This is a genomic window from Streptomyces omiyaensis, from assembly GCF_014650895.1.
GTDB classification, from domain to species: Bacteria; Actinomycetota; Actinomycetes; order Streptomycetales; family Streptomycetaceae; genus Streptomyces; species Streptomyces omiyaensis.
The window spans coordinates 340,182-365,982 of the sequence record NZ_BMVV01000007.1 but is presented as its reverse complement, the minus strand read 5'-3'; the positions used below and the strand labels follow the sequence as shown (position 1 = coordinate 365,982).

17 protein-coding genes and 1 pseudogene are annotated in these 25,801 nt (G+C 76.9%); 8 read left to right on the top strand and 10 right to left on the bottom strand.

What is annotated here, in order from left to right; translation table 11 throughout:
- A pseudogene (locus IE287_RS15040) lies at nucleotides 1-357 on the top strand (DUF4162 domain-containing protein); the annotation flags it as partial.
- Nucleotides 354-1,139 carry an ABC transporter permease gene (locus IE287_RS15035; RefSeq protein WP_189849531.1) on the top strand — a complete coding sequence of 262 codons (786 nt, stop codon included), beginning with the start codon at nucleotides 354-356 and terminating at the stop codon, nucleotides 1,137-1,139. The pseudogene IE287_RS15040 and the gene IE287_RS15035, both read left to right, overlap by 4 nt.
- A gap of 84 nt (nucleotides 1,140-1,223) precedes the next feature.
- On the opposite strand, the gene IE287_RS15030 is transcribed toward IE287_RS15035, so the two are convergent.
- Together IE287_RS15030 and IE287_RS15025 are read right to left on the bottom strand one after the other, a co-directional pair.
- Nucleotides 1,224-5,504, bottom strand: coding sequence for a HEAT repeat domain-containing protein (locus tag IE287_RS15030; protein ID WP_189849530.1), 4,281 nt, complete (start codon nucleotides 5,502-5,504; stop codon nucleotides 1,224-1,226).
- Nucleotides 5,505-5,668: 164 nt separating this feature from the next.
- A complete protein-coding gene (locus IE287_RS15025) occupies nucleotides 5,669-6,646 on the bottom strand; it encodes a hypothetical protein (RefSeq protein ID WP_189849529.1) in 978 nt (325 codons plus the stop codon).
- A gap of 94 nt (nucleotides 6,647-6,740) precedes the next feature.
- Between IE287_RS15025 and ligA the strand changes: the two genes are divergently transcribed.
- Nucleotides 6,741-8,828 carry an NAD-dependent DNA ligase LigA gene (gene ligA, locus IE287_RS15020; RefSeq protein WP_189849528.1) on the top strand — a complete coding sequence of 696 codons (2,088 nt, stop codon included), beginning with the start codon at nucleotides 6,741-6,743 and terminating at the stop codon, nucleotides 8,826-8,828.
- 397 nt (nucleotides 8,829-9,225) lie between these two features.
- On the opposite strand, the gene IE287_RS15015 is transcribed toward ligA, so the two are convergent.
- The 7 genes from IE287_RS15015 to IE287_RS14985 all read right to left on the bottom strand — a co-directional run bounded on the left by IE287_RS15015 (nucleotide 9,226) and on the right by IE287_RS14985 (nucleotide 17,121).
- Nucleotides 9,226-10,968 (bottom strand): DEAD/DEAH box helicase, encoded by a 1,743-nt coding sequence (locus tag IE287_RS15015; protein WP_189849527.1) that lies wholly within the window; start codon nucleotides 10,966-10,968, stop codon nucleotides 9,226-9,228.
- A 90-nt stretch (nucleotides 10,969-11,058) separates the two neighbouring features.
- The gene (locus IE287_RS15010) at nucleotides 11,059-11,262 is read right to left on the bottom strand and encodes a cold-shock protein (protein WP_007502648.1); all 204 of its coding nucleotides are present in this window, start codon (nucleotides 11,260-11,262) and stop codon (nucleotides 11,059-11,061) included.
- A 220-nt stretch (nucleotides 11,263-11,482) separates the two neighbouring features.
- Nucleotides 11,483-13,366, bottom strand: a complete 1,884-nt coding sequence (locus IE287_RS15005; RefSeq protein ID WP_189849526.1) for a helix-turn-helix domain-containing protein — start codon at nucleotides 13,364-13,366, stop codon at nucleotides 11,483-11,485.
- A 78-nt stretch (nucleotides 13,367-13,444) separates the two neighbouring features.
- Nucleotides 13,445-13,927 (bottom strand): NUDIX hydrolase, encoded by a 483-nt coding sequence (locus IE287_RS15000; protein WP_189849525.1) that lies wholly within the window; start codon nucleotides 13,925-13,927, stop codon nucleotides 13,445-13,447.
- Nucleotides 13,928-13,966: 39 nt separating this feature from the next.
- Nucleotides 13,967-15,580, bottom strand: coding sequence for an apolipoprotein N-acyltransferase (lnt, locus tag IE287_RS14995; RefSeq protein WP_229883493.1), 1,614 nt, complete (start codon nucleotides 15,578-15,580; stop codon nucleotides 13,967-13,969).
- A 109-nt stretch (nucleotides 15,581-15,689) separates the two neighbouring features.
- A complete protein-coding gene (locus IE287_RS14990) occupies nucleotides 15,690-16,250 on the bottom strand; it encodes a hypothetical protein (protein WP_189849524.1) in 561 nt (186 codons plus the stop codon).
- Between the two features lie 73 nt (nucleotides 16,251-16,323).
- Nucleotides 16,324-17,121, bottom strand: a complete 798-nt coding sequence (locus tag IE287_RS14985) for a glutamate racemase (RefSeq protein WP_189849523.1) — start codon at nucleotides 17,119-17,121, stop codon at nucleotides 16,324-16,326.
- A 58-nt stretch (nucleotides 17,122-17,179) separates the two neighbouring features.
- On the opposite strand from IE287_RS14985, the gene IE287_RS14980 reads away from it, so the two are divergent.
- From IE287_RS14980 to IE287_RS14960, 5 genes are all read left to right on the top strand, one after another.
- Entirely contained in the window at nucleotides 17,180-18,412 is a 1,233-nt protein-coding gene (locus tag IE287_RS14980) for a glycosyltransferase (RefSeq protein WP_189849522.1), read from the top strand.
- A gap of 315 nt (nucleotides 18,413-18,727) precedes the next feature.
- Nucleotides 18,728-19,273, top strand: coding sequence for a DUF6643 family protein (locus IE287_RS14975; RefSeq protein ID WP_189849521.1), 546 nt, complete (start codon nucleotides 18,728-18,730; stop codon nucleotides 19,271-19,273).
- Between the two features lie 54 nt (nucleotides 19,274-19,327).
- Nucleotides 19,328-20,152, top strand: a complete 825-nt coding sequence (locus tag IE287_RS14970; protein ID WP_189849520.1) for an MOSC domain-containing protein — start codon at nucleotides 19,328-19,330, stop codon at nucleotides 20,150-20,152.
- 84 nt (nucleotides 20,153-20,236) lie between these two features.
- Nucleotides 20,237-20,845: an Rv1733c family protein gene (locus tag IE287_RS14965; protein ID WP_189849519.1), complete on the top strand. Its 609-nt coding sequence runs from the start codon at nucleotides 20,237-20,239 to the stop codon at nucleotides 20,843-20,845.
- A 165-nt stretch (nucleotides 20,846-21,010) separates the two neighbouring features.
- The gene (locus IE287_RS14960; protein ID WP_189849518.1) at nucleotides 21,011-23,440 is read left to right on the top strand and encodes a right-handed parallel beta-helix repeat-containing protein; all 2,430 of its coding nucleotides are present in this window, start codon (nucleotides 21,011-21,013) and stop codon (nucleotides 23,438-23,440) included.
- On the opposite strand, the gene IE287_RS14955 is transcribed toward IE287_RS14960, so the two are convergent.
- Nucleotides 23,410-25,749, bottom strand: coding sequence for a hypothetical protein (locus tag IE287_RS14955; RefSeq protein WP_189849517.1), 2,340 nt, complete (start codon nucleotides 25,747-25,749; stop codon nucleotides 23,410-23,412). The genes IE287_RS14960 and IE287_RS14955 overlap by 31 nt on opposite strands.
- Nucleotides 25,750-25,801 lie beyond the last annotated feature (52 nt).

Genomic DNA, 25,801 nt, shown 5'->3' with positions numbered 1-25,801 from the left:
GTCCTCCACCACGGCCGCATCGCCGCCGAAGGCACCGCCGACCAGCTCAAGCGCCGGATCCCCGGCGGCCACGTCCGCCTCCGCTTCACCCACCCCGACACCTACCGGTCCGCCACGGCGACCCTCCGGGAGGCCACCCGCGACGACGAGGCACTGGCCCTCCAGATCCCGAGCGGCGGCAGCCAGCGCGAACTGCGCGCCATCCTCGACCGGCTGGACTCCACTGGCATCGAGGCGGACGAACTCACCGTCCACACCCCCGACCTCGACGACGTCTTCTTCGCCCTCACCGCCACCACCGCCGCCCCCGGCACCGCTTCCGCCTCCGCCGACCAGACGCAGGAGTCCTCCCGATGAGCGCCCTCTCCCTCGCCGTGCGCGACTCGTCCACGATGCTCCGCCGCAACCTCCTGCACGCCCGCCGCTACCCCTCCCTCACCCTGAACCTGCTCCTCACGCCCGTGATGATGCTGCTGCTCTTCGTCTACGTCTTCGGCGACGTGATGAGCGCCGGCATGGGCGGCGCGGACCGGGCGGCGTACATCGCCTACGTGGTGCCCGGCATCCTGATGATGACCGTCGGCGGCACGGTGGTCGGGACCGCGGTCTCGGTCTCCAACGACATGACCGAGGGCATCATCGCCCGCTTCCGCACCATGGCGATCCACCGCCCGTCGATCCTCGTCGGCCACGTCGTCGGCAGCGTCCTCCAGTGCCTGATGAGCGTGGTCCTCGTGGGTGCCGTCGCCGTCGCCGTCGGCTTCCGCTCCACCGGCGCGACCGCCCTCGAATGGCTCGCCGCCTTCGGCCTGACCGCCCTGATCGCCTTCGCCCTCACCTGGATCGCGGTCGGCATGGGCCTCGTCTCCCCGAACGCCGAGGCGGCGAGCAACAACGCCCTCCCGCTGATCGTCCTCCCCCTGATCTCCAGCGCCTTCGTGCCGATCGACTCGATGCCCGGCTGGTTCCGGCCGATCGCCGAGTACCAGCCCTTCACCCCCGCCATCGAGACCCTCCGCGGCCTCCTCCTCGGCACCGGGATCGGCCACAACGGCTGGCTCGCGGTGGCCTGGTGCGCCGGCCTGACCGTCCTCGGCTACGTCTGGTCGAAGTCGGTCTTCGACCGCGACCCCGCGTAGGCACCCCGGCCCTCCCGGCCGGCCGCCAGGGCGGCGCACCCGACTCCCGTCGGCGTGCGCCGCCCCCGCCGCGTGCCGCGCCGCCTACGGCCGCTCCGCCTCCCGGACCCGGGCGAGCAGGGCCGCGTAGCCGGCCCGCCGGTCCGGACGGGCGTGCGCCACCGCCCGGCGCAGGGCGGGCACGGCCTCCGCGCCCGCCCTGAGGACGGCCTCCTCCGCCGCCCGGCGCACGGCCGGGCGGCCGTGGTCGAGCAGGGCGACGAACGCGGGCACCGCCGGCCGCCACCGCGCCCCCGACAGCACCCGGACCGCCCCACGCACCACGTCGGGCGCCGGGTCGTCCAGCAGCGCCTCGGTCAGCCTCAGATGGGTGTCCCGGTCGAGCAGCGCCCGCGAGGTCCGGTGCGCGTGGAGCCGTACGCCGGTCTCCGGATGGTCCAGCAGCGCCCTCAACTCGCCTTCCAGCAGTGCTGGTTCGAGCACGACGGAACCCTCCGTCAGCCGGGCCAGGGCGCGCCGGACCCGCCGGGGTTCGGGCGACCGCAGCAGGGCGGCCTGCTCCTCGTACGAGGACGAGGACGCCGTCGGTACGGGTGCGGGGGCGCGCTCGCGCAGGGTGCGGAGGGCGGCCTCCTGCCGGGCGGCGGCTCCGGGGCCGTGCACCGGGCCGTCGACGAGGGCGAGCCGGGCCCCGGGGTGCTGCGCGTCGAGCCGTTCGAGGAGGGGCGTGCGCCTGAGGCGGCGGCCCGCGAGCAGGTCGAGCAGTCCCACCGCGCCCGCGGCGAGCTCGCTCTCCAGACACGCCGCCAGGGCGTCGGCCGGCAGGCGCCGCAGGGCGGTGGACGCGTCGGCCCGCGCGTCCGCGGGCCCGTGCCGCCACAGGTCGAGCAGGACGGGCAGCAGAGGCGGGATCCGCTCCGCGTCGAGGCTCGTCGCGGCGATCCGGGCCACCCTGCCGGGCAGGACGCCGGGCTCGCGCAGGAGCGCGGGGGCGGCCTCCGCCAGGGCGTGCCCGAGGCCGGTGCGGAGGGCCTGTTCGGCGGGCTCGTCGGCGCGGCCGCGCAGGTACGCGTGGAGGACGGCGGCGCGGGTCTCCGGTTCGGGCCAGGCCAGGAGCGTGCGGGCGGCGGCGTTCCGCCGCTCGGGGGCGTCGGAGTCCAGCAGGGCGAGCAGCCGTTCGCGCTGGGCGGCCGAACGCGGCTGGTCCAGGTCCGCGGGGCGGACGTCCCGGGGCACGGAGTCCGCGGCGCGCGCGTCCTCCGCGAGGGTCCACCGCGGCGCGTCCAGCGGCTGGAGCTCCGTCATCCGGTCGACCAGCGCGGCCCGGACGTCCGGAGCGGCGTCGGCGTACGCCTCGACGAGGGCGCCGATCAGGTCACGCGAGCCGACGGCACCGTTCCGCGCCCGGTGCTCCGCGAAGGCACCCGGACTCCGTGCGGCGTCGACGAGCCCGGCACGCCAGGGCGGACGCCCGGCGGCGGGGCGGGCGGGTCCGAACGCCCCGCGCAGCACGCGCGCGCTCGCGCGGGGCGGGTCGGGGTCGAGGGCCGCCGCGGCCAGTTCGCGGTCCAGGTCGGCGCGCACGAGGACCGCGCCCGCGCGCCCGAGCAGCGGCAGCGTCGAACGGCGGCCCGGGCGGCGCGGAGGCAGCGCCCGTACGGCCGCGACGACGTCCGGGCCGACGGCGGCACGGCCGGCGACCTCCTCCAGGAGGCCGAGCAGTCCGTCGCGCGCCTCCCCCTCCGCCTCCGCGAGGCCGGCGAGGAGGACCGGGAGGTGGCGGGCGAGCACGTCGCGCTCGTGGGCGGTCCGGGGGGCGGGGCAGACCTCGGCCGGCAGCACGGCCAGCACGGTCCGGCGGTCCCGCTCCGCAGCGGCGGCCAGTTCCAGCCAGTCGGAGAGGTGGGGGCGCGTCGCACCGAGCCGCACCGTGCGCCGGGCCCCCGGGGCGCGGGGCGCGACGAGGCGCAGCGCGGCGGCCGGGTCCCACCCGTCCTCGGTGAGGCGCCGCAGGTCGGTGTCGTCCCGGCCGGGTCCCGGGCCGGCGGCGATCGCGGCGAGGAGCCGGCCGCGGGCCGGGGCGTCGGCCGCGCGGTCGGCGGCGGCGGTGACCGTGGCGGTGAGCGTGTCGCCGAGGAGGGCGCGGAGGGCGTCGACGAGGAGGACGCGCAGCCCGGGGTTGTCGTCGCGGGCGAGCCGGCGCAGGAGGTGGGGCACGGCCCGGGGCGAACCGGCGGTGGCGAGGGCGCGGGCCGCCGTCTTGCGGACGTTCGCCTGCGGGTGGTCGAGGCAGTCGGCGATCGCCTCCGCCGCCCAGCGGGCACCGGCGTCGCCGAGGGCGTTCAGGGTGGCGCGCACGGTCTGCGGGTCCCGGTCCGGTCCGAGGAGGGACAGCAGCGTGGCCGACACGGCCTCGACGCCGCCGCCCCCGCCGTCGCCCCCGCCGTCGCGCGCGAGGAGGGCGACGACGTGCTTGCGCACGTGCCGGTCGGGGTCGCGCAGGAGGGCGTGCACGCGGGGCCGGATCACGTGGTGCGGGGCACCGGGCAGGTCCAGCAGCAGCCGGAGCAGGACGGTCCGTTCGCCCGTGGTGAGGTCGGGGCGGTCGAGGAGCCCCAGCGCGAGGTCCGTGACGAGCGCCGCGCCCCCGGCCTCCGCGCCGAAGGCGTCGAGCAGGCACACCGGGCGGATCCGGGCGCGCCCGTGCAGGCTCCGGCCCACGCGTGCCAGCGCCTCGACGACCTCCTCCGGCACCCGCGGCTCGGCGTCGGGCACCGGCCGCGGGCCGTCCGGCTCCCAGGCCGCGGCCGCGTCCCCGGCGATCCGCAGCAGCAGGTCGGCGAGGACGGGCAGCAGGCCCGGGCCGGCGCGCGGGGCGAGCAGGCGGACGGCGGCGACCGGGTCCTCGGGGTCCACGTGCGCGACGAGCAGGGCGAGTTCGCGCTCGTCGGGGCCGCAGAGGTCGGTGAGCATCCGGACCGGCATCCTCGCCGGGTCGACCCGCGCGAGCAGCTCCCGCCGCACCCCGGGATCCGTGTTCAGCATCCAGACCAGGTCCAGGACCCGGTGCGGGAAGGCCCGCAGCGCACGCTCGACGCGCTCGGGCCGGGGCTCGGAGCCGGCCTCGGGCCCGGCCTCGGGGGCAAGACCATGCTCGGGCACGGCCCCGGGCCCGGCCTCCGCCCAGGCCCGCCCGGCCGGGGCGAGCCCGAGGGCGGCTCCCAGGACGCGTACCGTCCGCTCGCCGCCGAGGGCCTCCAGCGCGTCCAGCGCCTCGGCGGGCGCGTCCGGGAGGGCGGCGAGGACGGCGTCCTCCGTCCCCGGGTCGCGCAGGGCGCGCAGGGCGCGCAGGAAGGGCCCGGGCCTTGCGGCGCGCGGCAGGAGGCGGGCGATCCCCGCCGCCACCGGCAGGCCGCCGACGCCCTGTTCGCCGAGGGCGACGAGCAGGTCGAGGCGGCGGGGCCACGCGGGATCGTCCGGTGCGGCGTCGAGCAGCAGGCGCAGCAGCGCGTGCCGTTCGGTGAAGAGGACGGTGGCGACGGAGCGGGCCGGGATCGTGTGGTCGGCGAGCGCGAGCGCCAGGACCGCCGGCACGTCCGGTCCGGTGACGAAGTGGCCGCGCCGGTGGAGGGCGCGCAGGCAGTCGACCGCGGGGCCGCCGAGCAGCAGCGGGTCCTCACCGGCGGTCTCCAGGACGGCGGGCACGTCCCCGCGCCGGGCCGCGTCGCCGTACAGGGCCAGGGCGCGCGCCCGTACGCGGGGCGCGAGCCCGGGGTCGCGCGCGGCCTCCCGGAGGACGTCGCCGTGGCCGTGGGCCGCGGCGGCGGCGAGCGCGGCGCCGGCCGTCGCGGGCGCGAGGAGCGCGGCGAACCGGGCGGCCGGCAGCGGCTCGACGGCGGCCCAGGGCTCGGTGAGTTCGGCGAGCGCGCCGCGCACCACCGGAGCGTGGGCCGAGCCCAGCAGACCGGTCAGGACCCGGCGCACGGGGACGGGGGCGACGGCTCCCGCCCGCAGCGCCTCCCGGGCCAGCCTCAGCGCCTCTCCCTCCAGGACGGCCTCCCCGCTCCCGGCCAGCGCCCCGAGGAGCGCCTCCGGCCGCGGCACCGCGGCCGCCTCCACCGCGCGGACGGCCTGGTACAGCTCCTCCCCGCGCTCCTCGCGCCGCAGCACCTCCGGCTCCCGCACGAGCTCCGCCCGCAGCAACGCCACCCGAACCGACGGCCGGAGCACCTCGCCGGGCCAGGCGCGCCAGCCGGACGGGGGCCCGCCCTCGGCGGCGGCGAGGGCGAGCGCGGCCTCGGGGCCGGCCGGGGCGGGCTCCGGAGAGCGGCGGGGATTCGGCTGCGCGTGCGACGTCGTACTCACCCCGGGATCGTAGGATCCCGCCCCGCCGCCGCTCCTGTCCTTTTCCGCCCGCCTCTCCTGCCGTCCGCTCCTCCCGGACGCCTCCTCCAGGTGGCCCCTCCCCCAGTCGCCCCTCCTGGGCGCCCCCTCCCGATGGCCCCCTCGCCCGCCGCCCCTCTCGCCTCTCACCGGCCCTGCGCGCGCAGGACGTAGACCTCCCCGGTGTCCGGGTCGCCGACGTGGACGAGGAGCGTGGGGTGCTCCGGACTTCCGCCGACGCTCCACGGGGCGAGGACGCAGCCCTCGACCAGGACCAGGACGCGCTGGGCCCACGGGTCGGTCCCGGGTACGTACGTCCAGGCGCCGATGGCCCGGCACGTGCCGGTCGCGGGCCCGCCATGAGTCCCTGCGTCCGTCACGGCGTCGCCCACGCCACCGCCCTCGCCCTCGCCCCCGAAGGTCTGGATGCCCTCGGCCGTGGCGGTGCCGTCGGCTGCGAGGACGAGGGTGCCTCCCCGGCCGTCGGCCCAAGTGCCCGCGACCCGTTCCGCGCTCAGCCCCGGAGGTTCGTACCCGATCCCGGCGTGCAGGGCCGCGCCGGCGACCGCCCAGGCGGTGACGACGGCGAGGGTGCCGCCCAGCGCCACGCGGCCGAGCACGGTGCGGGTGGACAGCGGGGGCCGGTCCGGGAGGAGCATCCGGCGGACGACCAGGGCGGGGGTCCCGAGGACAGCCGTCACCGCCATCCATCCGGCGAGGACCGCACCCGCGCCCGCATCCCATCGGAGCCCGGCGGGGACCGCCGCCGCGCCCACAGCCGCCGCGACCACCGGGACCCACCACCACGCCTCGCGCCCCGAGCACCGCCGCCCGAGCCATGCGGCCGCGGCCGCCACCGGCACCACGAGCACGGCCGCCGACGCGCCGAGGGCGGCCGCGGCGAGCGGCAGCACGAGAGGTGCGGCGAGGACCATGACGAGCAGTCCCGCGGCGCTGTACGCGCGCGCCGGGGTCTCCACCGTCTCCGCCCACACGAAGAAGCCGATCGCCGCGATCGCGGCTTCCACCAGCAGCACCGCCGTCGCGGCGGCGAGGACGCCGTCGTACCGTCCCTCCTCGCGCGCGTGCCGTCGCCCCTCCTCCGACCACCATTCTGAACGCATTCAAATCCCCTCCGGTGGTGCATCCTGCCGTACGCCGCCGGAACGCGCCACCAGCCGGAAAGGCGTTGTCAGACCCCCGCGCGAAGATGGGTCCATGACCGCGACCCCCGCCGTTGAGGCGTACCTCGTCCTGCCCACCCCCGCCGCGTACGGGGAGGCGATCGACCGGCTGCGTGCCGCGTCCCGCGCCTACTACGCGGGCGAGAACAGCCCGTTGGACGACGCCTCCTACGACGCGCTGCGCCTGGCCGTGCTGGCGTGGGAGGCGGCGCACCCGGGCGGGGCTCCGGAGTCGCCGACCGGTCTGGTCGCCGACGGCGCGGCGCCGGAGGGCGACGTCGCGCACACCACGCGCCTGCTCAGCCTGGACAACGTCTTCGGGCCCGAGCAGCTGATCGCCTGGGACGCCTCGCTGGCGCGGCGGCTCGGCCGTCCGGTCGAGGGCGGTTTCACCGTGGAGCCGAAGCTCGACGGGGCGGCCGTGGCCGCGCGGTACCGGGACGGGCGGCTCGCGCAGGTCGTCACGCGGGGCGACGGCACGCACGGCGAGGACGTCAGCCACGTCGTGGGCTCGGTCGTCGGGCTGCCCGAACTGCTGGCCGAGCCGCTGACCTTCGAGGTCCGGGGCGAAGTGCTCTTCACCCACGAGCAGTTCGAGACGGCCCAGGAGGTGCGCGCGGCACACGGCGGCACGCCCTTCGCGAACCCGAGGAACGCGGTGGCGGGCACGCTCCGGGCGAAGGACCGGCCGTACCGCCTGGAGATGACGTTCTGGGCGTACGGCGCCGTCGAGCTGGACGGCGGATCGTTTCCTCCCTCCGGCGGGACCCATGCCGAGGTGCTGGCCGCCGTCGCCCGCGCGGGCGTCCGGACCACCGCCGACACGCCCGCCGGGCTGCACGTCGTGAGCACGGTCGCCGAGGCCCAGGAGCGGGTGGACGCGATCGCCGCGCTGCGCGCCGGACTGCCCTTCGGCATCGACGGCGTGGTGGTCAAGGCGAACAGCGCCGCCGAGCAGGCGGCGGCCGGGCTCGGCAGCCGCTTCCCCTACTGGGCCATCGCCTACAAGCTGTCGGCCGTGGAGCGCCAGACGGTGCTGCGGGAGGTGGTGTGGGAGGTGGGCCGCACCGGCGTGCTCGCGCCGACCGCGCTGCTCGACCCGGTCGAGATCGACGGTTCCACGGTCTCCCGCGCCACCCTGCACAACCCGGCCGACATCGCCCGCCGCGGCCTCCACCTCGGCGACACGGTGACCGTGTACAAGGCCGGCGACATCATCCCCCGCGTCCAGGCGCCCGTGCCGGAGCTCCGTCCGGCGGACGCCGTCCCGGTGCCGCTGCCGGCCGCCTGCCCGAACTGCGCGGGCGAGATCGACAAGAGCCAGGAGCGCTGGCGGTGCGCGAAGGGCGCGGGGTGCGCGCTCGCCCCGCTCGTCGAGTACGCGGCCGGGCGCGACGTCCTCGACATCGACGGCCTCGGCAGGACCTACGTCAGGGCCCTGATCGACGCCGGCCTGGTGACGGACGTGGCCGACCTGTTCACCCTCACCGAGGAGCAGCTCGCCCTCGCCGCGGGCAGCGCACGGCGCGGCGCCAAGCTGGCCGAGCAGTTCGCGCTGGCCCGGACGCGTCCGCTGAGCCGGGTGTTCTGCGCCCTGGGCATCCGGGGCACCGGCCGCCGCATGTCCCGCCGGCTCGCGGAGCACTTCGGCACGATGGAGGCGATCCGCGCGGCGACCGCCGAGGACCTGCTGGCGGTCGAGGGCATCGGCCCGGAGAAGGCGCCCGTGGTCGTCGCCGAACTGGCCGCCCTCGCCCCCGTCGTCGACAAGCTCGTCGCGGCGGGCGTCAACATGACCGAGCCCGAGCGGCCCGCGCCGTCGGGCGCCCCCGCCGAGGACGGCGCCGCGCCCGAGGGGGCCCCGCTGGCCGGAGCGACCGTCGTCGTCACCGGCAGGATGACAGGCCGTCTGGACGGCTTCGGCCGCTCGGCGATGAACGAGCTGATCGAGCGGGCCGGCGGCCGGGCGGGCAGCGGGGTCAACGCGAAGACCACCTACCTCGTCGCCGCCCCGTCGGCCGGCGGGAAGCCCAGCTCCAAGGCGGTCGCCGCCGAGAAGCTCGGCGTGCGGGTCCTGACGCCCGAGGCGTTCGCCGAGCTCGTCGCCGGCCTCCTCGACTGACGGCTCCCCCCGGCCACGCTCCGCCCCAGCAGCGCGGGGTCCACCTCGTGGAGCCCGCGGACGGCGGTCCGGCCCGGCGCCGGGGGCCGGGGCGACGCCGGTGGGCGAGTTCGGCGCCGGTGACCTCCGCGTCGTGGGTGTCGACGGGCGGGAAGCGGCCGGGGGCGCGGGTGCCGTCGCTGCCCTCCCGGCGGAAGGTGCGGCGGGGGGAACCGGTCGGCCGCGTTCCGGGAGACCTTCCGGATTCGGACGCGGCGCGGCCGGGCCACGGACCCGCGCACGCACGAACCCGGCCGGTCCTCGCGCCGGCGCGCGGAAGGTCACGGCCGCAGACCCCGCCGGCACGCGAAGGGCCCCGGACGGCGGCTGCCGTCCGGGGCCCGGGTGACCGTGTCCGTCAGCGCTCGGTCGCGCCGCCGGAGGCGGAGGTACGCCGACGGGGGCGGCGCTCGCCGCCGCGCCCGGCCTTGGCCGAGGCGTCACCCGCGGTGCCCGCCCCGCCCGAGCCGGAGCGGCGCGCGGTGCCGCGCCCGCCGCCGGAGACCCCGCCGGAGGCCTTCGCCCCGCCGGTCCGGCCGCCGGCCGCGCTCCGCGCCGCGCCGGAGCCGGTGCTCCGCGCCCCGCCGCCGGAGCCGCCCTTCGCCGCACCGGAGGCGGTGGCACGCGCCGTGCCGCCGGCGGACTTCGCCGCGCCGGAGCTCCGGCGGCCGGTCCGCTCCGGGGCGTCGGCCGTCACCGTCGCCTCGCCGCCGCTCCTGCGCCGGCGGGAGGGGCGGCCGCCGCCCTCGGCGGTCCTGCGCGCCGGGCGCGAGGACGCCGGGGCCGCCTGCTGGGGCACCTCGATGGTGACGGCGACGCCGGACGGCTCGCGGGCACCGGTGAGGGTGGCCAGCTCCTCGTCGCTCGACTTCAGCCGGGTCGTCCGCGGGGCGATGCCCGCGTCCTTCATGAGCCGGCTGAACTCGTGCTTCTGCTCGGGCAGGACCAGCGTGACGACGCTGCCGGAGCCGCCGGCCCGGGCGGTGCGCCCGCCGCGGTGCAGGTAGTCCTTGTGGTCGGCCGGCGGGTCGACGTTCACGACGAGGTCGAGGTCGTCGATGTGGATGCCGCGGGCCGCGACGTTCGTCGCCACCAGCGCGGTGACCTGGCCGGTCTTGAACTGCTCCAGGGTGCGGTTGCGCTGCGGCTGGGTGCGGCCGCCGTGCAGGGCCGCCGCCCGGACGCCGACGGAGAGCAGCCGCTTGGCGAGGCGGTCCGCCGAGCGCTTGGTGTCGAGGAAGAGGATGACCCGGCCGTCGCGGGCCGCGATGCGGGTGGTGACGGCCTTCTTGTCGGTCACGTCCTGCACGTGCAGGACGTGGTGCTCCATCGTGGTGACCGCGCCCGCGGACGGGTCGACGGAGTGCACGACGGGGTCGGTCAGGAAGCGCTTCACCAGCTGGTCGATGTTGCGGTCCAGGGTGGCGGAGAAGAGCATCCGCTGCCCGTCCGGCCGCACCTGCTTGATCAGCTTGGTGATCTGCGGCAGGAAGCCCATGTCGGTCATCTGGTCGGCCTCGTCCAGCACCGTGATGCGGACGTCGTCCAGCACGCAGTCGCCGCGCTCGACCAGGTCGTTGAGGCGGCCCGGGCTGGCCACGACCACCTCGACGCCGCGCCGCAGCGTGGCGGCCTGCTTGGTGATCGACAGCCCGCCGACGACGGTGGCGACCCGGAGGTTCACCGCGGTCGCGTACGGGGCCAGGGCGTCCGTCACCTGCTGCGCGAGCTCGCGGGTGGGCACGAGCACGAGCGCGAGCGGCGCCCGGGACTGCGCCCGCAGTCCGGCCGTACGGGCCAGCAGGGCGAGGCCGAACGCGAGGGTCTTTCCGGAGCCCGTCCGCCCGCGCGCCAGCACGTCACGGCCGGCGAGGGAGTCGGGCAGGGTGGCGCCCTGGATGGGGAAGGGCGTGGTCACGCCCTGCGCGGTGAGGGTCGCCAACAGCCCCGCGGGCATGTCCAGGCCGGCGAACTCCTCCACGGCGGGGAGGGCGGGCGTCGCGCTCTCGGGCATCCGGAAATCGCCGGACGGGGCCGGGGACGAAGCCGGAGCCGAGCCTGCCGGGACGCGCTTGGTCGGCTTCCTGGGCCTGCGGGACATAGATATCTCTGCCTTTCTTCGAACAGCACAAACCGGGGTCCGCACCAGAACGGTGCGAACCCCGGTGAGCGACGGACTGGCGTCCGATGATCAGGCGGGGACGATGTTCTCCGCCTGCGGGCCCTTCTGGCCCTGCGTGACGTCGAAGGAGACCCGCTGGCCCTCCTGGAGCTCACGGAAGCCCTGGGTGGCGATGTTCGAGTAGTGGGCGAACACGTCCGGACCGCCACCGTCCTGCTCGATGAAGCCGAAGCCCTTCTCCGAGTTGAACCACTTCACGGTTCCCTGCGCCATGATTTTCTCCTTCTGGTAGGCAGAGGCCCCATCCGGAGAAGCCGGTAAAACGAAATATGCGCCTGCGGAAAAGCATTCCGGTCAGGCGCACATAGGTTCATGGGTACCACAACTGCAACACGTCAACCGTAGCACGATTCGGGCTTCGAAGCGTGATCGACATCGGCGTGTCACCCTCGCGCGTCACCCGCGCGCCGTCGCCGCGCTCCGTCACCGGGTGTCACGGCCGGGCCGCGAGCGCGTGCAGCCGCAGCGCCAGCTGTATCTCCAGGGCCCGGGGCGGCGACTGCCAGTCGGGTCCGAGGAGCCGTCCCACCCGCTCCAGCCGCTGGGCCACCGTGTTCACGTGGACGTGCAGGTCGTCCTTGGTGCGGGCCGGACTCATGCCGCTGGCGAAGTAGGCCTCCAGGGTGCGCACCAGGTCCGTGCCGCGGCGCCCGTCGTAGGCGACGACCTGGCCGATCGTGCGCTCCACGAAGCCGCCGATGTCCCGGCTGTCGGCGAGGAGCAGTCCCAGGAAGCCCAGGTCCTCGGCGGCCGCTCCCTCGCCGGCGCGGTGCAGGAGCCGGAGCGCGTCGAGGCAGCGGCGGGCCTCCTGGTACGCGCCCGCGACCCGGTCCGGGCGGCCGAGCGGGTCCGGGACGGGGGCCGAGGCGCCGACGGTGACGGGTTCGCGCAGGGTGCCGCCCAGCTGGCCGGCGGTCTGACGGGCCAGTTCGGCGGCGTCCTCGCCGGGCCCGAGCGGCAGCAGGAGGACCGTGCCGCCGTCGCGGGCGGAGGCGAGGCCGCCGCGGGTGGCGGCGAGGTGGGAGGCGGCGGACCACAGGCGCTGCCGGTCGGCGCTCTCGCGGCCGGGCGGCTCGGCGCCGCCGGCGGGTCCGGCCCGGTCGAGGCGGGCGGCGAGCACCACGTGGGGCGCGTCGCTGTCGGCGCGGAGGCGGGCCGCGCGCTCGCGCAGGAGGCGGCGGTCGCGGTCGGGGGCGTCGAGGAGGTCGTCGAGGAGCTCGCCCCGGACCCGCCGCTCGGCCTCCCCGGCCGAGCGGCGGGCGAGCAGCAGCAGGGAGGTGACGAGCGCGGCCCGCTCCAGGGTGCGCAGGTCGACGGGGCCGAGGCCGGGGCGGCCGCGGAGCACGAGCGCGCCCAGGTGCTCGCCGCCGGCGGAGACGGCGGCCACCCAGTCGTCGCCGTCGCGGACGGCGTGTCCGCCGGCGCGGCGGGCCGCGCCCGGGGTGGTCTCGGTGAACTCGACGGTGCCGCCGAGGACCTCGGAGACGGCCTCGGCGACGTCGTGGACGCCGCCGCCGCGCAGGACCAGCTCGGAGAGGCGGTCGTGGACCTCGGAGGCGCGCTCGATGACGGCGCTGTGCTCGCGGATGATGTCGTTGGCCCGCTCCAGCTCGGCGAGGGCGGAGCGGGTCTCGGCGAGCAGGTTGGCGGTGTCGATGGCGACGGCCGCGTGGGCGGCGAAGGAGCCGAGGAGGGCGACCTGCTCGCGCTCGAAGACCCGGGCCCGCCGGTCGGCGGCGAAGAGCACGCCGATGACCTGGCTGCCGAGGGTGAGCGGCACGCCGAGGATGGCGACGAGGCCCTCGTCGCGGACGGCGGTGTCGATGGTGCGGGTGTGCTGGAAGCGGTCGTCGCCGAAGTAGTCGTCCGTGACGTAGGGGCGGGCGGTCTGCGCGACGAGCCCGCCGAGCCCTTCGCCCATGCCCAGCCGGACCTGCTGGAAGCGGGCGGAGACGGAGCCCTCGGTGACCCGCATGTAGGTGTCGCCGGCCACCGGGTCGTTGAGGCTCAGGTAGGAGACCTCGGTGCCGAGGAGGGAGCGGGCGCGCTGGACGATCGCGCGCAGCACGGCGTCGAGGTCGCGCAGCCCCGCGAGGTCGTGGGCGGTGGCGAAGAGCGCGGAGAGCTCCGCCTCGCGTCTGCGGCGGCCCTGCAGTTCGGCGCGGACGCGCAGGGCGAGCTGTTTGGCCTCCTCGAGACCGGCCAGCGCCTCGGGGTCCGCGCCGCTCTCGCGGGCGAGGAGGACGGGCCGGTCGTAGGCCTCCGTGGCGGCTCCCCGGGCGAGGAGTTCCAGGTAGGAGACGTGTTCGTGGGACATGGACACAGGGATACCCGGCGGACGCGGGTGCGCACCAGCCCCGGGGAGGGACCCGGTCCCGCCGCGCGGGCCCGGGTCTCAGTCCCCGTGCGCGGTGCGGAACCAGGTGGGGCCGCCGGCGAGCGCCTTCTCGATCCGCCGGTGGGAGAAACGCTTCATCCCGGGAAGGGCGTCGAGCGCGAACCAGCGGACGTCGGTCGACTCGTCGTCGTTGACGCGGGCCTCGCCGCCGACGGCCCGGCAGGCGAAGGTGACGTCCATGTACTGGCAGACGTCGCCGTTGGCGTAGACGACGGGCTTGCGCAGGGTCTCGACCAGGACGACCCGCTCCGGCACGCACACCACCCCGGTCTCCTCCTCCACCTCGCGGACCGCGCAGTCCGCGGGCTGCTCGCCGGGTTCGACGATGCCCCCGATCACGGCCCACGTCCCGTTGTCCCTGCGGCGGCCCAGCAGGACCCGGCCCCGCTCGTCGAAGACGACGGCGGTGGCCCCGGGCAGGAAGAGGAGCTGGTGGCCGGCGGTCCTGCGGAGCTCTCGGATGAAGTCGGGGGTAGCCATGCGGTCGACCCTAGATCATCTTCCGTACGGGTCCCCGGCTCAGGACCTCCCGCGCCGGGCGCGCACGGCACGGGCCGCGGCCCAGCCGAGGCCGGCGGCGGCCACGGCGGCGAGCAGGGCCTCCGGCAGGGTGCCCAGGCGGGTCGCGGGGGTCTCGGAGGACCGCAGGGGCACCTCCTCGACCAGGTAGTCGGGGGTGAACATGGCGGTCTTCGAGACGATCTCGCCGTCGGGGCGGATGACCGCGCTGACGCCGCTGGTCACGGGCACGACCACGGACCGGCTGTGCTCCACGGCCCGCACCCGGGACATCGCGAGCTGCTGGTGGGTCATCTCGCTGCGGCCGAAGGTGGCGTTGTTGCTGGGGACGGTGATCAGCTGCGCCCCGTGGGTGACGGTGTCGCGGACGGCCCAGTCGAAGGCGGCCTCGTAGCAGGTGGCGAGGCCCACCTTGGTGCCGGCGAGGTCGAAGACGCCGACCTCGGTCCCGGGACCGAAGTCGCGGGCCACGCGGTCGACGTTGCTGTTGAAGAGGCGTACGACCGAGCGCATCGGGATGTACTCGCCGAAGGGCTGCACGTGCCGCTTGTCGTAGGTGGCGACCGGACCGCGGCCGGGCTCCCACTGGATGAGGGTGTTGCGGAGCTTCCCGGTCGGCGGGGCGATCACGGCGCCGACGACGGTGGGGGCCCCGACGGCCTCGACGGCGCCCTCGATGACGGCGGCGGCGTCGGGGTTGGCGTAGGGGTCGATGTCGGAGGAGTTCTCCGGCCACAGCACGAAGTCCGGCTGGGGCAGGGTGCCGGCCTTCACCTCCGCGGCGAGCTCGCGGGTGCGGGCGGCGTGGTTGTCGAGGACCTGGCGGCGCTGGGCGTTGAAGTCGAGGCCGAGGCGGGGGACGTTGCCCTGGATGGCGGCGACGGTGGCGGTGCCGTCCTCGGCGGCGTCGCTGACCAGCGGCAGGGCGGCGACGGCGCCGATGACCGGGACGAGGACCGAGAGCGCGGCGGCGGCGAGCGGGCCGCGCGGGAGGGGGCCGCCGGCGCGGTGGAGGCGGACCAGGCGGACCGCCTCGCAGAGGCCGAAGCCGCAGAGGGCGACGGCGAAGCCGAGCACCGGGGTGCCGCCGACGGCGGCGAGCGGGAGGAAGATCCCGTCGGCCTGGCCGAAGGCGATCTTGCCCCACGGGAAGCCGCCGAAGGGCACGCGCGCGCGTGCCGCCTCTCCGAGGATCCACACGCCCGCGGCGAAGACGGGCCACCACGGCAGCCGGGAGACGGCGGCGACGCCGAGACCGACGGCGGCGACGAAGAGCGCCTCGATCGCGGCGAGGGCGAGCCACGGCACCGGGCCGACCTCCTCGCCGGTCCAGACGAGGAGCGGCAGGAGGAAGCCGAGTCCCGCGAGGTATCCGAGGCCGAAGCCCGCGCGCGGGCGGCGCCCGTGCAGGGTCCAGCCGAGCAGGGCGAAGGCGGGCAGCGCGAGCCACCACAGGGGGCGCGGCGGGAAGCTCAGGTAGAGCAGGACGCCGGAGAGGAGGGCCGCTCCGGGGCGGGCGAAGCGCGCGGCCCGGCCGAAGCGGCGCGGCCGGGCCTCGGTCGCGGAGGCGTCGTCGGCGGCTCCGGCCGCTTCGGGGGTGATGGTGGTGCTCACCTTGCGGAGTGTACGGGGCGCGCCTGTTGACGCCCGGTGCGGCACGGGGCGGGGCCGGGCCCCGCGGCGGCCCCTCCGGGCGCGTCCGGCCCGCACGCGCGCGTGCCGGTCAGGCGCCGGCGGGGGTCTGCGGCGGGGACGGGTGGCGGAGCCGACCGCGGATGGAGTCGACCGCCCCGGCGGCGCCGTCGACGGTGACGGTGAAGGTCCGCCCGTCGGCGAGGCGCAGCACCAGGCCCTCGCCGCGGCGGACGACGACGGCGGTGCCCAGGTCGGGGTGCCAGCGGTAGCCCCAGCCGCCCCAGTGGCGGGGGGTGACGCGGGGGGCGTAGTCGGCGTCGAGGACCTCGGTGAACGGGATGGTCCGGCGCGGGACGCCGATGTGGCCGCAGCGGACCTCCATGGCGCGGTCGTCGACCCGGACCTCGACGTGGACGAAGGCGAGGGTGCCGAGGAGGACGAGGAGGCCGGCCGCGACGCAGCCGACGACGGCCATGACGAGGGCGGCGGTGCCGGAGGGCCAGGGGGACGCGACGGCGAGGGTGATCCCGAGCGCCATGCAGGCGGCGCCCGCGGCGGCGGCGACCCACTGGAAGCGGTTGGTGGCGCGGCCGGTCCACAGGGCGGGCGGGCGCCCGTCATGGCGCGATCGGCCGGATTCCTTCCTCATACGGGGAAGATTACCCAGGGATGTCCGGTTCAGCGCGGCGGAGCGCAGCCGTCCGGTGACCAGGAGTGACGATTCAGCGGGAGGCGGCGGGGGCCCCGGCCAGGGTCCGCCCCTCGGCGTACGCGAGCGCGGCCGCGGGGAGGGCGCCGGGGCGGCCGCTGAGCAGCACGGAGAGGGTGCCGACCGGGGCGGCGGCGGGGGCGGGGGCGGCGCCGAGCCGGCGCAGCGCCTGGGCGACGACGGCGTCGGCGGAGCCGTGGAAGACGACCGGCGGCAGGCCGGGGGCGCGCCGGGGGGCCAGGGCCGCGAGGATGCGGTCCCCGACGAGTTCGTAGTGGGTGCAGCCGAGGACGAGGGCGCGGACGTCCGGCGGGGTGAGCGCGGCGGCGGCGGCGACGGCCCGGTCGACGGCGTCGGGGTCGGCGTGCTCGACGGCGTCGGCGAGGCCGGGGCAGGGCACCTCGGTGACCTCGGCGCCCGCGGCGAACTCGTGGATGAGTCCGCGCTGGTAGGGGCTGCCGGTGGTGGCGGGGGTCGCCCAGATGGCGACCTTGCCGCCGGCCGCGGCGGCCGGCTTGATCGCGGGGACGGTGCCGATGACCGGGATCCCCGGTTCGAGGGCCGCGCGCAGGGCGGGGAGGGCGTGGACGGTGGCGGTGTTGCAGGCCACGATCAACGCGTCCGGCCGGTGGGCCGCGGCGGCGCGGGCGACGGCCAGGGCGCGTCCGGTGAGGTCCTCGACGGTACGCGGTCCCCACGGCATGCCGTCGGGGTCGTTGGAGAGCAGCAGCTCGGCGTCCGGGCGCAGCCGGCGCACCGCGGCGGCTGCCGGGAGGAGGCCGATGCCGGAGTCCATGAGCGCGATCTTCACCCGGTCACCCTAGCCGATGGGCCCCTGATCCCTTGCGTTCTGGGGCAGACTGCGGCAAATGAGCACCCTTGCCTGGTTCGCCTCCGCCTCCCTGGCCGTCTGGGTCTGGCTCCTGCTCGGCCAGGGCTTCTTCTGGCGGACGGACCAGCGCCTCCCGGCGGTCCGCCGGGGCGCGGACGGGGGCCGCGCGCCGGGGGTGCCGGAGGAGTGGCCCGCCGTGGTGGTCGTGGTGCCCGCGCGGGACGAGGCCGGGGTGCTCCCGCTGAGCCTGCCGTCGCTGCTGTCCCAGGACTATCCGGGGCGGGCGGAGGTGGTCCTGGTGGACGACGGGAGCACGGACGGGACCGGGCACCTCGCCGTCGGGCTCGCCGCGCGCCACGGCGGGCTGCCGCTGACGGTGGCGTCGCCGGGCGATCCGGCCCCGGGGTGGACGGGGAAGCTGTGGGCGCTGCGGCACGGAATGGCGCTGGCACGCGCGCGGGGACCGGAGTTCCTGCTGCTGACGGACGCGGACATCGCCCACGAGCCGGACAGCCTGCGGCGGCTCGTGGCCGCCGCGCGGGACGACGGGCGGGACCTCGTCTCCCAGATGGCACGGCTGCGGGTGGCCGGCGCCTGGGAGCGGCTGGTGGTGCCGGCCTTCGTCTACTTCTTCGCCCAGCTCTACCCCTTCCGCCGGATCAACGCCGCCCGGCCCCGGGCGACGGCGGCGGCCGGGGGCTGCGTGCTGCTGCGGACGGAGACGGCCGTGGCGGCCGGGGTGCCGGAGGCGATCCGCGGCGCGCTGATCGACGACGTGTCGCTGGCGCGCGCGGTACGGGCGGCCGGGGGCCGGATCTGGCTGGGCCTGGCCGACCGGGTCGACTCGGTGCGTCCCTATCCGGGGCTCGGGGAGCTGTGGGGGATGGTGGCGCGGAGCGCGTACGCGCAGCTGCGGTACAGCCCGGCGCTGCTCCTCGGGACGGTCGCCGGCCTCGTGCTGGTCTATCTGGTGCCGCCGGTCGCGTGCGGGGCGGGGCTCGCCTCCGGGGACGCGGCGGCGGCGTGGGCGGGGGGCGCCGCGTGGGCGGTGATGGCGGGGACGTACGTGCCGATGCTCCGCTACTACCGGCTGTCGCCGTGGCGGGCGCCGCTGCTGCCGTTCACCGCCTTCCTCTACCTGCTCATGACGGTGGATTCGGCGGTGCGGCACCACCGGGGGCGGGGCGGGGCGTGGAAGGGGCGGCTCCACGCCGGGGGCGGAAGCGGTGCGCCGGGCGGCGGGGAATTCGCCTCCCGACACGGGGAGTAACACGGCGAATTCGGCGCGTGCGCGGGGCGGCTGCGGACGCCGATTGCCGATTCCGTATACCCAAGATCACTTCTCTCCCCCCTTCCGGCCCCTTTTTCTTTATCCGTTCTTCATACCGGAGGTTTCACGCGGCGCGGTCGGGGCCGACCCACCGGTAACCCCCTCCCAGCTCGGGTTTTACGCGATCATGGGACAAGGGCGTGCCCGTTTTTGACATGTTCGCTCTGGTTGGGGATCCATGACCGTCAGAACCCTGTCAAAGAAGGTGTTGAGCGGGCTCCCCAATCGGCAGATCGTGGGCTTAACTTATGTGCCATGACCTCCCCCCGCTCCAGCTATGGAGGCGGTTACCACACCGCGCCGTCCTTCCCGGACACCCCTATCTACGACTCCCTGGTCGCGGAGCGGGGCACGCCTCAGATCGCCCCGATCCGAGTGCCCGCCGCGTACGAGGCCCCCGCCGGCTACCCGGCACCCGCCGGTTACCCCGCACCCACCGGCTACCCGTCGCCCGCGCCGACCGGCTCCTACCTGCCGGCGCTGCCCGCGGCGCTGCCCGCCCTCCCGTCGGCGCCGTCCCCCCAGCCGGCGCCGTCCTACCAGGGCGGCGGCTACGGATACCCGCAGCCGGCCCCGCAGATGGCGCCCGCGCCGCTGCAGCCCGCCCCCACCCCCTACATCCCGCAGCAGCCCGCGCCGCGCGGCTACCCGGGAGGGCCGGTCCCGCAGCCGGTCCGCCCGATGGCCTCCGGCTACGAGGCGATGCGCCCGGCCGCCCCGCGCCCCGCACCGGCGCCGGTCCCGGCCCCCGCGCACTACCAGGACCCGTACAACCGTCCCTACCAGGGCGGCGGTTACTGACGGGCCCGCACGGCTCCGGCGGAGGCGGAGCGGAGCGGCTGGCAGGATGAGCCCATGGCTGATCCCGTCCTCCGCTCCGTCCACGTCCACCCGGTGAAGGCCCTCCGCGCGCTCGACCGCGCGGAGGCCGAGGTAGAACCCTGGGGCCTCGCCCACGACCGCCGCTGGGCGGTCGTGGACGCGCGCGGAACGGTCATGACCCAGCGTCGCCACCCCCGCCTCGCCCTCGCCGCCGCCGAACCCCTCCCGGACGGCGGCCTGCGGCTGACCGCGCCCGGCCTGGAGCCGCTCGCGGTCGGCGTGCCGGAGCCCTCCGCCACCCTGACCGCGGACCTCTTCGACAAGCCCGTGGAGACCGTGCCCGCCGGCGGGGCGGCGGCCGCCTGGTTCTCCGCCTTCCTGGAGACCGACGCGCGCCTCGTCCACCTGGACGCGCCCGAGCACCGGCGCCCCGTCGACCCCGCGTACGCCCTGCCCGGCGAGACCGTCAGCCTCGCCGACGGCTACCCGCTGCTGGTGACCTCCACCACCTCCCTCGACGCCCTCAACGCCCTGATCGAGCAGGGCGACCACGCCCACGAGGGCCCGCTGCCCATGAACCGCTTCCGGCCCAACCTGGTCGTCGACGGCACCGGGCCGTGGGCGGAGGACGACTGGACCCGGCTCGCCGTCGGCAAGGTGACCTTCCGGGTGGCCAAGCCGTGCGGGCGGTGCGTGGTGACCACCACCGACCAGACGACCGCCGTGCGCGGCAAGGAGCCCCTGCGCGCCCTCGGCCGGCACCGCAGGCTGGACGGCAAGCTGGTCTTCGGCCAGAACCTCGTCCCCGAGCACACCGGCACCGTCCGGGTCGGCGACCCGGTGAAGATCCTCGACTGACCCCCGGCCGCCCCGCGCTCGACGGGCGGACCCGGCGCCCCGCGGGCACACTCGTCCAAGGAGCGACGAACGAGGGGATCCGGCATGCGCGCAGTCACCGGACTCTGGCGCTGGCGGCACAACCCCCTGCGCCGGCCGACGGACCTGGTCGAGGCGTGGGTGGCGCTCGTGGCCGCCGTCCTGCTGTGCGTGGCGGCACCCCTGGCCGGCTGGACGGCCGGCTCCGCCGCGCAGCAGTCGCTCCACCGCGCGGTCCGCGCCCAGCAGCAGGGGCGCGTGGCGACCACGGCCCACGTGCTCCGGGCCGCCGGCACCCCGCCGAGCGCCGCCGTGGCGGGCGAGCGGGCGGCCGAGCGGCGCTTCCGGCGGGCCGTCGTCGCCCGCTGGACCGCCCCCGACGGCACCTCCCGGACCGGCACCGTCACCACCGCGCGGGGCAGTTCCTCCCCCGGCGACGCCTTCGCCCTGTGGACCGACCGGGACGGCCGGCCGGTCGCCGCCCCGCCGGCCCCCGGCACCGCCCGGGCCCACTCCTTCGTCGTCGGACTGACCGCGGCCCTCCTCGCCGGGCTCGGCGTGGAGACCGTCCGGCGGCTGGTGATGCGGCGGCTGCGGCTGCGCCGGTACGCGCGCCTCGACCGCGCGTGGGCGTCGGTCGGCCCCGACTGGGGGCGCACCGGCACCGGGAGCTGACACCGGCGGAAGCACCGCTTCCGTGCCCCGTACGGGTGCGGCTCGACGACCCGTCAACCCCGCGCCTCCCCGCGCGCTACGGTGGGGCACCGGAACCAGGATCCCCACTCCACGATCCCGGATCCGGTTCGGCGTCGGCGCACGAGGCGGGGGCAGAGCACACCCATGGCACAGGGCACGGTCCAGGTGACGCACACCGGCACGTCGCGGTGGCGGCGCCGCACGGGCGAGTACGCCTCCCTCGCCGCCGCGCTGGAGGCGGCCGGCGACGGCGACGTCCTCACCGTCGCGCCCGGCACGTACCGCGAGAACCTCGTCGTGACCCGCGCGGTGACCCTGCGGGGGCCCGAGGACGGGACGGGGCCGGTGCGGATCGCGCCGCCCGACGGGGTGCCGCTGACGCTGCGCGCCTCGGCGATCGTGCGGGACCTGCACATCGAGGGCCAGGACGTGGCGGCGCCGGCGCTGCTGGTCGAGGACGGCACCCCCGAGCTGCTCGACCTGCGGATCATGACCCGCTCCGCCTCCGGGATCGAGGTCCGCGGCCGGGCCCGCCCCACCGTCCGCCGCTGCACCGTCGACAATCCGGCCGGCGTCGGCATCGCCACCGTCGACGGCGCCGGCGGCGTCTTCGAGGAGTGCGAGGTCGTCTCCGCCGGACAGGCCGGCGTATCGGTGCGCGGCGGGGCCCACCCCCGTCTGGAGCGCTGCCGGGTGCACCACGCCTCCGGCGCCGGGATCGCCGTCACCGGCGAGGGCAGCGGCCTGGAGGGCATCGGCTGCGAGGTGTACGAGATCAAGGGCGCCGGGCTCCAGATCGCGGCCCGCGCCACCGCCCACCTGGTCGACTCCTCCGTGCACCGCACCTCCGCCGACGGCGTCACGCTCGACACGGACGCCGTGCTGACCCTCTCCGACTGCGACATCCACGACGTGCCGGAGAACGCGGTGGACCTGCGGTCCCGCTCGGTGCTGACGCTGACCAGGTCGACCGTGCGCCGCTTCGGGCGCAACGGCCTGTCCGTGTGGGACCCGGGCACCCGCGTCGACGCCCACCAGTGCGAGATCCACGACAGCACCGGCGACTACCCGGCCGTCTGGGTGAGCGACGGGGCGAGCGCCGTCCTCGACGCGTGCCGGGTCCACGACGTGCCGGACGCGCTGTTCGTCCTGGACCGGGGCTCCCGGGTGGACGTCGTGGACAGCGATCTGACGCAGGTGCGGAACACCGCCGTGTCGGTCAGCGACGGCGCCACCGCCCAGCTCGACGACTGCCGGATCAAGGAGGCGTCCACCGGAGCGTGGTTCCGCGACCACGGCAGCGGCGGCACGCTCGCCAACTGCACCCTGGACACCGTGCAGACGGGCGTCATCGTCACCAAGGGAGCCGACCCGACGGTCGAGCGCTGCGTCGTCACCTCCCCCGCCGAGGCCGGTGTCTACGTGTCGGCCGAGGGGCGCGGCACCTTCCACGGCTGCCGGGTCACCGGCAGCGGCGGCTACGGCTTCCACGTGATGGACGGCTGCCGGACGGTGCTGCGCCGCTGCCGGACCGAACGGTGCGCGCGCGGCGGGTACGAGCTCCCCGAGGACGGGGCCGTCGCCGAGGAGTGCACCGGCGACGAGAGCGCCGTCCGCACCCCTCCGGCGCCCGGACCGGCCGCACCGGCACCGGTCCTGACGGCCGCCCAGCACTCCCCCGGCCTGCTCGGCGGCCCTCCCGCGCCGCGCGCGGCCGCCGCGGCGGCGCCCGCCGCGGTCCCCGCCCCGGCCGTGCCCGCGCCCCGGAACCCGGACGACGTGCTCGGCGCGCTCGACGCGCTGGTGGGCCTGGACAGCGTGAAGCACGAGGTGCGGACGCTCACCAACATGATCGAGGTGGGCCGCAGGCGCCAGGAGGCCGGCCTCAAGGCCGCCTCGGTCCGCCGCCACCTCGTCTTCACCGGCAACCCCGGCACCGGCAAGACCACCGTCGCCCGCCTCTACGGCGAGATCCTCGCCTCGCTCGGGGTGCTGGAGCGCGGACACCTGGTGGAGGTCTCCCGGGTCGACCTGGTCGGCGAGCACATCGGCTCGACCGCGATCCGCACCCAGGAGGCCTTCGACCGGGCGCGCGGCGGCGTCCTCTTCGTCGACGAGGCCTACGCGCTCTCCCCGGAGGACTCGGGGAGGGACTTCGGGCGCGAGGCGATCGACACGCTGGTGAAGCTGATGGAGGACCACCGCGACGCGGTGGTCGTGATCGTCGCCGGCTACACCGCCGAGATGGAGCGGTTCCTCACCGTCAACCCCGGCGTGGCCTCCCGCTTCTCCCGGACCATCGCCTTCGGCGACTACACGCCGGAGGAGCTGCTGCGGATCGTGCGGCAGCAGACGGAGGAGCACGAGTACCGGCTCGCGGAGGGCGCGGAGGACGCCCTCCTCACGTACTTCGGGAAGCTGCCGAAGGGCCCGGCGTTCGGCAACGGACGGACCGCCCGCCAGACCTTCGAGTCGATGGTCGAGCGGCACGCGGGCCGGGTCGCGGTGCTCGCCGAGGCGAGCACCGACGACCTGACCCTGCTCTACCCCGAGGACCTGCCCGAACTCCCCTGATCCGAGAAGCCGTCGGTGCGCTGCCGGGGCAGGGCGGGCGGCAGCCGGTCGAGGAGCGCGGCCCGCCGTTCGGCGAAGGCCGGGTCGGCCTGGTAGTCGGAGTGGCCGAGGACCGGTTCGGGCAGCGGATGGGCGCGGCTGCGTCCGTACGCCACGGGGTCGCGCAGCACCGGGGCGTCGACGCCCGGCCGGCCGTCCTCGGCGGGGACCCGGACGGGGCCGCCGATGGGGTCGGTGGCCCGGTGCAGATTGGTCCAGCAGTGCACGGCCCGGTGCAGGCCGCGCAGCGCCTCCGGGCCGAAGTAGGCGGGGAACCACCGCCCGTAGAGCCGCTCCAGCGGGGAGCCGTAGGTGAGCAGGGCGACCCGGGCGCGGGTGGCCGGCGGCAGCTGCCAGACGGCCGCGGCGGCGAGCACGCTGCCCTGGGAGTGGCCGGAGATGACGAGGCGGCCGCCGGTGTGCCGGGTCCAGGAGCTCATCCGCCAGGTCAGGTCGGGCACGGCCCGCTCCGCGTAGCAGGGCGGGGCGAAGGGGTGGGCGGCGCGCGGCCAGAAGGTGCCGACGTCCCAGAGGATGCCGATGGTGCGGCGGGCGGAGGCGTCGCGGTAGGCGCGGCGGCCCCAGGTGACGAAGAGCAGGAAGCCGAAGCCGATCATCCAGGAGCCGAGCGCCTGGGTGGTGGTGGCGAGGGCGGCGATCGCGGGGTGCGCGCCGGAGAAGGCGCTGCCGGGCACCTCGTCGCTGCTCCAGGCGCCGGCGACGGCGACGGCGCCGAGCAGCAGGGCCGTGCCCGAGACGACGCCGACGAGGAGCGGGGCGGAGTCGGTGAGCGAGGCGCGGGCGCGGGTCGCGGCGATCTGGCCGGTGCGGACCCGGTCGGGGCTCTCGTCGGCGTAGTCGCCCTCGACGGCGGACCGCAGCCGGCGGGCGGCGAGCGCGGTGCGGGCGCCGAGGAGGACGGCCGGGACGAGGAGCAGCAGGAGCAGGACGGGGAGGACGGACGCCTGCCAGCTGAGCAGGACGGGCGGTCCGGCGAGGGGACTGTCCGGGGTCCCGGGCGTGGCGCCGCCGTCCAGCCGGTCCGCCACCCACTGGGCGACGCCGCCCGCCATCACCCCGCCCAGCGCGCAGGCGAGCATGGCGGTCGCGGGCCCGCCGAGTCCGGCGAGGGCGGTGCGGGGATCGCGCCGGGGGCGCTGGAGCAGCAGGGCGACGGCGCCGAGGGCGACGACGAGGCCGCCCTGGGCGAGGGTGAGCGCGCCGAAGACCGCGTTCCCCGGCAGGGTGCCGGAGGAGGCCCAGCCGGGCCGGGCCCAGGCGGTGTGGACGGCGGTCAGCGCGAGCAGTCCGGAGGCGAGGGCGGGCAGCCGGGTGAAGACGGCGCTCTCGACGCGCTGGTCGAGCCGGCGCTCGCTGCGCCCCCGGCCGCAGACCGACCAGAGCACCAGCACGGCGCACCCCGCGAGGGCGGCCCGCAGGGCGAGTCCGGTGGTGGCGAGGACGCCGGTGTCGTGCCGCACGGGGGCGGCGGCGAGGGCGGCGGCCACGGTGAGCAGACCGGCCGCGGTGTGCGCCGCGCGCAGCCGGGCGACGAGCCGTCTGCCGTACCAGAACCCGGGACGTCCGAGCGCGGGGCGCGGGTCGTCCCGGGCGGTGGCGGGGCCGGGGGGTTCGTCTCCGGTGGGCGGGCGCTGGGCCTCGTAGGCGCTCCAGGTGCGCCGGGAGAGGTACCAGAGCAGGGCGACCAGCGCGGCCGGGAGGACGGCCGCGAGGGCGAGCCGGCGGCCGGGGACCGACCACCAGCCGGCCCGGTCGGCGGCGACGAAGCCGAGCCAGGCGCGCCCGTCGGCGCAGGCGGCGGTGCCGGCGCACTGCCAGGCCGTCAGGTCGAGGGCGACCTCGCACACGGCGGCGGTGAGCAGCACGGTGAGGCTGAGGGCGAGCAGCCGGACCAGCACGCCGTAGAGCCGGACGAGGCCGGGGCGGCCGGGCGCGGGGGGCCGCATCCAGTGGGCGAGGTTGACCACCATGAAGGGCAGGAGCAGCAGCCACAGGGCGCGGGCGCCGTCGCCCGAGGTGAGGTTGGACCAGACGTACGCCTCCGGCACGGGACGGGCGGCGTACCGCTCGGGGTGGTCCTCGGCGTCGAGGTCCTCGGCGCGCCGGTGCACGGCCGCGGTCTCGTCGCCGGTGACCCGGAAGGTCCTGGGGTCGTCCAGCATGGACTGGGGGGTGGCTCCGCCGACTCCGTGGACGAGGAGCTCGAGTGCCGCGCCCCCGTGCTCGGGGGCGGGTGTGGCAGGGGACACTTAGGAGTCTTCCTCTCGTGAGTGGGAGGATGCGACGTCGGCTCCAGGATCG

Excerpts from the sequence above, each read along its gene's own strand:
- IE287_RS14980 (WP_189849522.1), top strand. The coding sequence starts at position 17,180 with ATGAGCACCCTTGCCTGGTTCGCCTCCGCCTCCCTGGCCGTCTGGGTC.
- IE287_RS15035 (WP_189849531.1), top strand. The coding sequence starts at position 354 with ATGAGCGCCCTCTCCCTCGCCGTGCGCGACTCGTCCACGATGCTCCGC.
- IE287_RS14965 (WP_189849519.1), top strand. The coding sequence starts at position 20,237 with ATGCGCGCAGTCACCGGACTCTGGCGCTGGCGGCACAACCCCCTGCGC.
- IE287_RS15025 (WP_189849529.1), bottom strand. The coding sequence starts at position 6,646 with ATGCGTTCAGAATGGTGGTCGGAGGAGGGGCGACGGCACGCGCGCGAG.
- ligA (WP_189849528.1), top strand. The coding sequence starts at position 6,741 with ATGACCGCGACCCCCGCCGTTGAGGCGTACCTCGTCCTGCCCACCCCC.
- IE287_RS14990 (WP_189849524.1), bottom strand. The coding sequence starts at position 16,250 with ATGAGGAAGGAATCCGGCCGATCGCGCCATGACGGGCGCCCGCCCGCC.
- IE287_RS15000 (WP_189849525.1), bottom strand. The coding sequence starts at position 13,927 with ATGGCTACCCCCGACTTCATCCGAGAGCTCCGCAGGACCGCCGGCCAC.
- IE287_RS15015 (WP_189849527.1), bottom strand. The coding sequence starts at position 10,968 with ATGTCCCGCAGGCCCAGGAAGCCGACCAAGCGCGTCCCGGCAGGCTCG.
- IE287_RS14975 (WP_189849521.1), top strand. The coding sequence starts at position 18,728 with ATGACCTCCCCCCGCTCCAGCTATGGAGGCGGTTACCACACCGCGCCG.
- IE287_RS15005 (WP_189849526.1), bottom strand. The coding sequence starts at position 13,366 with ATGTCCCACGAACACGTCTCCTACCTGGAACTCCTCGCCCGGGGAGCC.
- IE287_RS15010 (WP_007502648.1), bottom strand. The coding sequence starts at position 11,262 with ATGGCGCAGGGAACCGTGAAGTGGTTCAACTCGGAGAAGGGCTTCGGC.
- IE287_RS14960 (WP_189849518.1), top strand. The coding sequence starts at position 21,011 with ATGGCACAGGGCACGGTCCAGGTGACGCACACCGGCACGTCGCGGTGG.
- IE287_RS14970 (WP_189849520.1), top strand. The coding sequence starts at position 19,328 with ATGGCTGATCCCGTCCTCCGCTCCGTCCACGTCCACCCGGTGAAGGCC.